Genomic DNA, 8,955 nt, shown 5'->3' with positions numbered 1-8,955 from the left:
GCGGTTCTCACCACTCCGGCTTTTTTGTATCTTTATTTGTTTAACCGCTGATCTTTGAGAAATCAGCGACCTGACCGGTCACGGAGCGGATTTTCGCCAGCAGTGCCAAGCGATTGGCACGGATGGCTTCATTCTCATCATTAACCATTACCTTGTCAAAGAAGGCATCAACCGGCGCACGCAACTCAGCCATAGCTGACATAGCCGCTGAGAAATCTTCCTTGGCAATGGCCTCGGCGGCCTTGGTTTCTGCTGACTGCACAGCAGCAAACAATGCCTTTTCCTCTTCATTGTTGAAGAGTGCAGCATCCACGCTGTCGGCAACAACAGTGCCTTTTTTCTCTTCAGCGCCGAGAATATTGGCTGCACGCTTGGTACCTGCCAACAAGTTCTTACCGTCTTCCTCATTGATGAAAACGATCAGTGCTTCAAGACGACGGGCAACCAGCAGCAGATTATCAGCATCAGCTGACAGGACTGCATCAATTGCATCGTGACGTGCACCTTCATCCTTCAAATAGACCTTGAAACGGTCATGGAAGAAGGACAACAGATCAGCGCCAACATCTTTTGATGCCAGACCTTCGATTGAAGCCATCGGCTTCTCAGCCTGTGCGATCAGCGCTCTCAGTTCTGCGCGGATATCATTTTCGAGGATCAGGCGGATCACACCAAGGGCTGCACGACGCAACGCATAAGGGTCTTTCGAACCTGTCGGCTTTTCATCAATCGCCCAAAAACCGACAAGAGTGTCGATCTTGTCAGCCAACGCAACAGCAACCGAAACCCGATCGCGCGGCACACGGTCTGACGGACCCTGCGGCTTGTAATGATCTTCAAGTGCTGTTGCGACAGCAGCATCTTCGCCCTGAAGCAAAGCGTATTTATGCCCCATTGCGCCCTGCAACTCAGGGAACTCGCCGACAACTTCGGTCTGCAAATCAGCTTTTGCCAGCACTGCTGCACGGGCAGTCAGCGCAACATCCGCACCAACCAGTGGTGCAATTGCCTCTGCAAGCGCCTTGATACGTGACACGCGCGCACCCTGCGTGCCGAGCTTGGCATGGAAGGTCACATTGAGCGCATCCAGACGCGCCATGCGCTGATCGAGCGGCTTAGCCAGATCAAGCGCAAATTTCGCAGCGGAAGCTTTCAGCTTGTCCATATCCGGCATATCTGCCTGATCGGTATGCCAGAAATACAAAGCATCGGACAAGCGGGCGCGAACAACTTTGCCGTTACCGAAAGCGATTTCCTTGCCACCGTCACGGGCAGCAATATTTGAGATCAGAATGAACTTGTTGGACAGTGCATCTGTCTCGCCCTGCTTGCGGGTGACAAAGCATTTCTGATTGGCACGGATGGTCAGACGGATAACTTCCGGTGGAATGGAGAGGAACTCTTCCTCAAATTCGCCCATCAGCACCACCGGCCATTCAACCAGACCGGACACTTCTTCCAGCAGGCCTTCGTCTTCAACCAGTTCCAGACCGGAAGCGAAGCTCAGATTGCGGGCATCGGTGAGAATGATTTCCTTGCGACGTTCAGCATCGAGTACCACATGCGCTTTTTCCAGCTTCTCAACATAGTCGTCAAAGCGGCGCACGGTGATCGGCTGACCATCACTCATGAAACGGTGACCACGTGTGGTGTTACCGGAGCGCACGCCGCCGACTTCAAAATCCACCACAACGGTTTCTTCGGTTTCAGGACCAAACAGGCAGATGATCGACTGCAGCGGACGCACCCAGCGCAAGGAACCGGACTGTGCCGAGGCCTTGCCCCAGCGCATGGATTTCGGCCACGGGAAATTCTGCACCACATTCGGCACCAGTTCCGCGATGATTTCTTCCGCAGCCCGGCCGGATTTGGTGATATGCGCGACGTAGAAATCGCCTTTTTTCGGGTCGGAATGCACATGCGCCTGTGCAATATCGCTCAAGCCAGCTTTACGCAGGAAGCCCTGAATTGCGGCTTCAGGTGCAGTAACTGACGGGCCTTTGATATCTTCATGCACGTCTTTTGAACGCACAGTCAGACCACGAATATCCAAAGTCAGACGACGCGGTGTCCAGTAAGGCGTTGCCGCCTCATAGGTCAGACCGGCTTCAACCAGACCATCGGTGATCATTTTCTTCAAATCACCGGCAGCTTTACGCTGCATGCGCGCCGGGATTTCCTCGGAGAACAATTCTAACAGTAAATCAGGCATCAGCGTGCGCCCTCCGCATGCTCATTTTTTGTTTTGTCCGTCCTCACTTCGTTGCGGGCGGACGGCTGTGCCGGAATTTCTTCCGAGAAAAGTTCAAGCAACAAATCAGGCATCAGCGTGTCTCATTCTTGTAGTTGACGCCACCAGCATCGGTCTGAAGAAAGGCTTCACCGCACTGGCGCGCAAGATTGCGCACACGCAGAATATAGCTCTGGCGCTCGGTTACCGAGATAACGCCACGGGCATCCATCAGATTGAAAATATGTGACGCTTTGATCGCTTGATCGTAAGCAGGGAAAACGCACTTATGTAAGTTCCCTGTCTCTTTTTTATTCCCGCTCGTGCCTTCGGCACTCGTCGCCTCTTGTGGTGCCCCTGCCGCAAGCACAGCTTTACATTCCGCTTCCGCATCAATGAAATGCTGGTGCAGCATATCGGTATTGGCGATTTCGAAATTGTAGCGGGAATATTCCTGCTCGGTCTGGAGGAACACGTCACCGTAAGTAACTTTGTCCTCGCCTTCGAGGCCATTGAAGTTCAGGTCATAAACATTGTCCACGCCCTGCACATACATAGCGAGACGCTCAAGACCATAGGTCAGCTCACCGGCAACCGGCGAGCATTCAATACCGCAAACCTGCTGGAAATAAGTGAACTGCGAGATTTCCATGCCATCGCACCAGCATTCCCAGCCCAAGCCCCAAGAGCCGGTAGTCGGGTTTTCCCAGTCATCCTCAACAAAGCGGATATCGTGCAGATCGGTATCAATGCCGATGGCTTTCAGCGAGCCGAGATACAGTTCCTGCAGGTTCGGCGGGCTTGGCTTCAACAGCACCTGATACTGGTAATAATGCTGCATACGGTTCGGGTTTTCACCATAGCGACCGTCTTTCGGACGACGTGACGGCTGCACATAGGCAACATTCCACGGCTTTGGCCCCAATGCGCGCAAAGTAGTGGACGGATGCAGCGTACCCGCCCCGACTTCCATATCGTAAGGCTGCAAAATTGTGCAGCCATGCTGCGCCCAGTAGTGCTGGAGCGCCATGATAAAGCCCTGAAAAGAGCGGGTCGGATGCAGGTGTTCAGGCAATGTGCTGGTCACGGAAGGCCTCGTTGGAGCATTCTTGGCGAGATCGGCTATCAAAACTGCTCTTCTTGCAAATCATGCGTGGTGAAAACGGTGAAAGCTGAGCCATAACAGCTCAGCTCCGCCGAAAAACAGATAGTTTGTCCTAATTATTCCGCGTTAAACGGTCAAGACTTAAAGCCGGATAGCAAGCATTATGGCTTGGCAGCGGGATCGGCAGGCTTAGCATCCGGTGCTTTCTCCGGTGCAGTGTCAGGCTTTACCGGCGCAATATCTTTCACATCAGCTTCCGCCGTCTGTGTCAGCCCCTGTTTCAGCTTCTTCTCGATCTTGGCCAGTTCTGCCGCTTCAGGCTTACCGGCGATGGCATGGTTCCACTGGAAAGTCGCTTCCAGCCCGCGCCCTGCCTGCCAATAGGCATCACCCAGATGATCATTGATTGTCGGATCTTCCGGACGCAGCTTGACTGCCTTTTCCAGTTCGACAACGGCCTCATTATAGCGGCCAAGCTTGTAATAAGCCCAGCCAAGGGAATCGACGATATAGCCATCCTGCGGGCGCATCTCGACGGCCTTGCGGATCATCTGCAAAGCTTCTTCCAGATTTTCACCACGATCAACCCATGAATAGCCGAGATAATTCATCACCTGCGGCTGGTTCGGAAACAGCTCCAGTGCTTTACGGAAATTAGGCTCAGCCTTATCCCACTGTTTCAGACGCTCATAAGCAATGCCGCGCTGATAGAAAACCGGCCAGTCCTGACGCACGGGCGATTTGATTTCCGCAACGGCCTGATCATAAGTCTTTGCCGCATTTGCCCAGTCTTCTTTCTGGGCATAGACACCGCCAAGCGCCAGATAGGAACGATTGTCCTTATCATTGCTGCGCAGATTATTTTTCAGATGCTCAATCGCCTCATCGGGCTTGTCTGTTTCAGCCAGATTAAGCGCCAGCTGCATTTCTGCATCGCGCTTATAAGGCGATTTATCCGCAACGCGGCCGTAATATTTAATCGCTTTTTCCGGCTGGCGCAGTTTGGCAGCAATATCGCCAAGCTGGAACAATGTAGCGTCATTATTCTCACGCAGCTCACCGGACATTTGCAGATAAATAGTTGCAAAAGCCTCAGCACCGCCACGGTTAATCGCGGTGCCCAAAGAATACAGAACCTCAGCCGCGCCCTGCTGGGGGCTGCGCATCTGCGGATCAAGCTTTTCACCATCTTCAAGCTTCTGGCGTACTTCGCGCAGGATCACGCGGCCGCTGAGAATTTGCTCGGCATCTTCCACCAGTTTGATCGCACCGGCTTTATCGCCCTGACGCTGTTTGAAATCAGCATAGGCGTAAATGATGCGCTCATAAGTATCGGGGGCAGCGCTGCCGCCTTCTTTATCAGCCACAGCCTGCGCATAGAATTTATCCGCAGCCTTGGTCTGACCAGCGCTGTCTGCAATCAATGCCGATGTGTAGGTTTTGAAAAGATCGTACCAGACCGGCCCGTCAAGCTTATCAACTGCTGCCAGCGCGTCTTTCGGACGACCTTCACCGTAGAATGTCCATGCCGTCATCAGGCCGGTTGCTAAGCGATCCATTTCTGACTGCTGGGTGAGCTTCAGATTGGTGCGGGCAGTGCGGTAATGCTTGTCGTTGAAAGCCTTGATCGCCAGAATGATGCGGGAGAAACGCTCGACTTCCGGCTCATTTTTGAGCGCACGGGCAAAGGGCAGCGCTTCATCCAGCTGACCGTCGGTCAGATAGGACAGCAACAGGTCACGCTTCATCGGCTGGTTTGACGGATCAAATGCCAGTGCCTGACGATAATAAGCGATGGCTACAGGAAGATTATTGTCGATCTCGGCAATGCGACCGGCCAGATAGGCACCAGGGAAAGAACCTGCACGCGAGACGATCACCGGCTCATCTGTCGACACCGCTGTCTTTGCCGCAGATGCAGCATAGGCCGCGCCGGAGACACCACTTGTGAAAGCCGCCCCTGCCATCAAAGCGAAAACCAGAGCACGCGCTTTAACTGTATTCCGCCGCATCGGCACTTCCCCTTGCATTTATAGAGCATTTCCAATTTTGAAACAGAAGGAATGCTCTATCTCTTTATTTTACACATTTCCTGACGCAAAACCGGTTGCCACTTTTGCTGGAAATGCTCTGGTCTGGCTTATTTCCGAAACAAACACACCATCCGGCCATGTCGTGGTTTTTATATGGCCGGAGAAAAGGGTATTTCAAAGTCCGGTACCGGAAATATGCGCCGGTACCGGTCAATAATCAGTTTACACGGCTGATGCAGAAATCAATCACATCAATCAGAGCATCTTTTTGCGGGCTCTGCGGCAGCGGTGCCAGTGCATCACGGGCGATTTCGCCGAAATGACGCGCACGCTGTACGGTATCGGCAATCGAACCATGCTTGGTCATCAGGCCGATAGCCTTCTGCAAGGCTTCATCATCATTATTGCCCTGCTCAATGGATGATTTCCAGAAAGCGCGTTCGTCTTCGGAACCACGGCGATAGCTGAGCAACAGCGGCATGGTGATTTTCCCTTCACGGAAATCATCACCGACATTCTTGCCGAGATCCGCAGCCGAACCGCCATAATCCAGCGCATCATCAATCAGCTGGAAAGCAAGGCCGAGATTGAGACCATAGGAGCGCAGTGCCAGACGCTGTGCACGCGGTGCATCGGCAATGATCGGACCAACTTCGGCAGCAGCAGAGAACAGCGCCGCAGTCTTGGCTTTGATAACGGCCAGATATTCGTCTTCCGTGGTTTCCATATTTTTAGCGGCGGCGAGCTGCATCACTTCACCTTCGGCAATCACCGAAGCCGAGGTTGCCAGCACATCCAGCGCGTCGAGCGAGCCGACATCCACCATCATTTTGAAAGCCTGACCAAGCAGGAAATCGCCGACCAGAACGCTGGCCTGATTGCCCCAGATCATCCGCGCTGTGCTTTTGCCACGGCGCAGATCGCTCTCATCCACCACATCATCATGGAGAAGCGTTGCTGTATGCATGAATTCAACGCTGGTTGCGAGCTGTACGTGACCTTCGCCCTCATAGCCGAACATGGCTGCAGCAGCGAGCGTCATCATCGGACGCAAACGCTTACCACCCGATGAAATCAGATGATTGGCCACTTCCGGTATCATCTCAACATCAGAACCGGCCTTGGACAGGATAAGCGCATTGACACGTCCCATATCCGCTTTCGTCAGATCAACCAGCTTCTGAATGGACGCCTGCTGATTTTTTTTCTCATCGAGATTGAGAACCACACCCAATGCCATATCTCCAGTTCACGCGGCCTGACAATGAGACCCGTTTTATAGCCACACATTATTCAAGGCGGCCTTTATGCTCAAGCGTCAAATGCACCAAAAGCCGTGCTAAAGGCAAGTGTTGCGAGCTGCAACACAACACAATAAAGCATATTCTGCTGATATAAGATGTCAAATTGCTGTCAGCAAACAGAATTGCGGCTTTCACCGCCTCTATACAGAATCGGTTAAAGCCGGTTTGATCGCTTTCAGTCTGCAACAAGTCAGGAAACTGCCGTCTTTATGTCTGCTCCGTTCAGCTCTCTGCCCTATGGCGAAACTCTCGATGCCTTTCACCGTGGTGCATTCTATCTGGTGCAGCCATCCGCAAAAGGTCACCGTTCGGGGATTGATGCCATGATTTTGGCAAGTGCGGTGCCAACGGATTTCAAAGGCAAAGTTGCGGATCTTGGTGCCGGTGCCGGTGCGGCAGGACTGGCCGTTGCTGCGCGCTGCGCAAACACAGATGTCACCCTGATTGAGCACTCACCGGAAATGCTGCTCTATGCGGAAAAATCCTGCGCATTGTCCGAAAATGCCCATATGCATGGCCGTCTGTCATGCCTGCAGGCTGATGTAACCATGACCGGCCCTACCCGTCATGAAGCAGGGCTGGCTGATAATCAATTTGACTATGTGATTATGAACCCGCCTTTCAACCAAAGCCATGACCGTGCCACGCCGGACGATTTAAAGGCACAGGCGCATGTGATGCATGAAGGCATGTTTGAAAGCTGGATACGCACGGCATCGGGCATTTTACGCCCGCGCGGACATATTGCGATCATCGCACGTCCCGCCAATCTGAATGAAATCCTGTCTGCGATGGAGCGCCGTTTTGGCGGCATCGCAATTCTTCCGCTCTATGCCAGACCGGATGAACCGGCCATCCGTGTCGTAATTACGGGCATAAAAGGCAGCCGCGCTCCGGTTTTCCTTGCGCCGCCGTTAATTTTGCATAAAAGTTCCGGCCATGAATTTACGCCACGTGCAGAAAGCCTCATTAATGGTTGCGACAACCTGTAACGGTTGTTGTTCAGGAGGACGGAGCACATTTTCCCGAAAACACGGACTGTCCGAACAGGTCTTTCGCTCTATTTAAAGCGCGGAACTCTGAGGACAGATCAAGGATTGAGCGTTGTCAAAACGCTGCCCGCAAAGAAAAAGGCCGATACCGGATGACACAAAGCCAGACCAAGCGCCCCTTCTCAACGCTCCGCCATTGGCTCGACAGTGAATCCGCCAGCGGTATTGTACTAATGATTACAGCGGCGCTTGCTTTGATCGTCGCCAACTCCCCGTTATCAGCCACGTATTTTCAGGTTCTGGAGAGCAAGCTCGGCCCGATGAGCGTTCTGCACTGGATTAATGACGCGCTGATGGCCGTCTTCTTCCTTCTCGTTGGTCTCGAAATCAAACGTGAATTTCTCGACGGCCAGCTTGCCAGCTGGTCGAACCGCGCTTTGCCGGGCATTGCCGCCGCTGGTGGCGTGATTGTTCCGGCACTGGTTTTTGCCGGTTTTAACTGGTCAAATCCTGAAACCATTCGCGGCTGGGCTATTCCGTCGGCAACCGATATTGCCTTTGCACTCGGTGTGCTGTCGCTGCTCGGCCCACGCGTACCAACCAGCCTGAAAGTGTTTCTGGCAACGCTCGCCATTCTTGACGACCTTGCCGCTGTTGCGATTATCGCCGTCTTCTACACCGCCGATATTGCCACGCTCTATCTCGCCGGTGCTGCCAGTATTTTTGCGCTGATGTTTGTTCTGAACAAGATGGGCATTATGCGCCTCACTCCATATCTGATCCTCGGTGCCGTGCTTTGGTATTTTGTACTGCGCTCCGGTGTTCATGCAACGGTTGCCGGTGTGCTGACCGCGCTGACTATTCCGATCAAGCCTGCACTTGGCCGTCCTGATGACATGAGCTCCCCACTGCACACGCTGGAACATGCGCTGGCAAAATGGGTCGGCTTTGTCATTGTACCAATCTTCGGCTTTGCCAATGCGGGTGTTTCCTTCGCCGGCATGAGTCCGTCGATCCTTGGTGACTCACTCACACTCGGTATTGCGCTCGGTCTGTTTGTCGGCAAGCAGTTTGGCGTCTTCGGTGCGGCATGGATCGCTATCCGTGCAGGGATTGCCACCAAGCCGATGGGCGCAAGCTGGACACAGCTCTATGGTGTGGCACTGCTCTGCGGTATCGGCTTTACCATGAGCCTGTTCATCGGCCTGCTGTCCTTTGACAATGACCTGCTGCACAGCGAGACCAAGATTGGTGTTCTGCTCGGCTCCCTGCTCTCCGCCGTTTGTGGCTG

General features: G+C 53.4%; 6 protein-coding genes. 2 read left to right on the top strand and 4 right to left on the bottom strand.

From position 1 onward, the window contains the following. Positions 1-40 precede the first annotated feature (40 nt). The 4 genes from glyS to A918_RS0111135 all read right to left on the bottom strand — a co-directional run bounded on the left by glyS (position 41) and on the right by A918_RS0111135 (position 6,602). Positions 41-2,212 carry a glycine--tRNA ligase subunit beta gene (gene glyS / locus A918_RS0111160; protein WP_022711147.1) on the bottom strand — a complete coding sequence of 724 codons (2,172 nt, stop codon included), beginning with the start codon at positions 2,210-2,212 and terminating at the stop codon, positions 41-43. Between the two features lie 112 nt (positions 2,213-2,324). Then, the gene (locus A918_RS0111150; protein ID WP_033316061.1) at positions 2,325-3,293 is read right to left on the bottom strand and encodes a glycine--tRNA ligase subunit alpha; all 969 of its coding nucleotides are present in this window, start codon (positions 3,291-3,293) and stop codon (positions 2,325-2,327) included. Between the two features lie 203 nt (positions 3,294-3,496). Then, on the bottom strand, positions 3,497-5,347 hold the full coding sequence (locus tag A918_RS0111145; protein WP_022711144.1) for a tetratricopeptide repeat protein: 1,851 nt from the start codon (positions 5,345-5,347) through the stop codon (positions 3,497-3,499). 238 nt (positions 5,348-5,585) lie between these two features. Then, positions 5,586-6,602 carry a polyprenyl synthetase family protein gene (locus tag A918_RS0111135; RefSeq protein WP_028233681.1) on the bottom strand — a complete coding sequence of 339 codons (1,017 nt, stop codon included), beginning with the start codon at positions 6,600-6,602 and terminating at the stop codon, positions 5,586-5,588. Between the two features lie 279 nt (positions 6,603-6,881). Between A918_RS0111135 and A918_RS0111130 the strand changes: the two genes are divergently transcribed. Both A918_RS0111130 and nhaA read left to right on the top strand, forming a co-directional pair. Then, a complete protein-coding gene (locus A918_RS0111130; RefSeq protein ID WP_022711141.1) occupies positions 6,882-7,664 on the top strand; it encodes a tRNA1(Val) (adenine(37)-N6)-methyltransferase in 783 nt (260 codons plus the stop codon). 152 nt (positions 7,665-7,816) lie between these two features. Continuing rightward, positions 7,817-8,955: Na+/H+ antiporter NhaA (nhaA, locus tag A918_RS20215; protein ID WP_022711140.1), on the top strand; the 1,139-nt coding region annotated here is incomplete at its 3' end.

The organism is Pseudochrobactrum sp. AO18b (assembly GCF_000409565.1).
Taxonomy (GTDB): Bacteria; Pseudomonadota; Alphaproteobacteria; order Rhizobiales; family Rhizobiaceae; genus Pseudochrobactrum; species Pseudochrobactrum saccharolyticum.
Note: the sequence above shows the minus strand (reverse complement) of the source record. Positions and strands in the feature narration are given on the sequence as shown.

Coding starts and splice junctions, on each gene's coding strand:
- glyS (WP_022711147.1), bottom strand. CDS start 2,212: ATGCCTGATTTACTGTTAGAATTGTTCTCCGAGGAAATCCCGGCGCGC.
- A918_RS0111145 (WP_022711144.1), bottom strand. CDS start 5,347: ATGCGGCGGAATACAGTTAAAGCGCGTGCTCTGGTTTTCGCTTTGATG.
- A918_RS0111130 (WP_022711141.1), top strand. CDS start 6,882: ATGTCTGCTCCGTTCAGCTCTCTGCCCTATGGCGAAACTCTCGATGCC.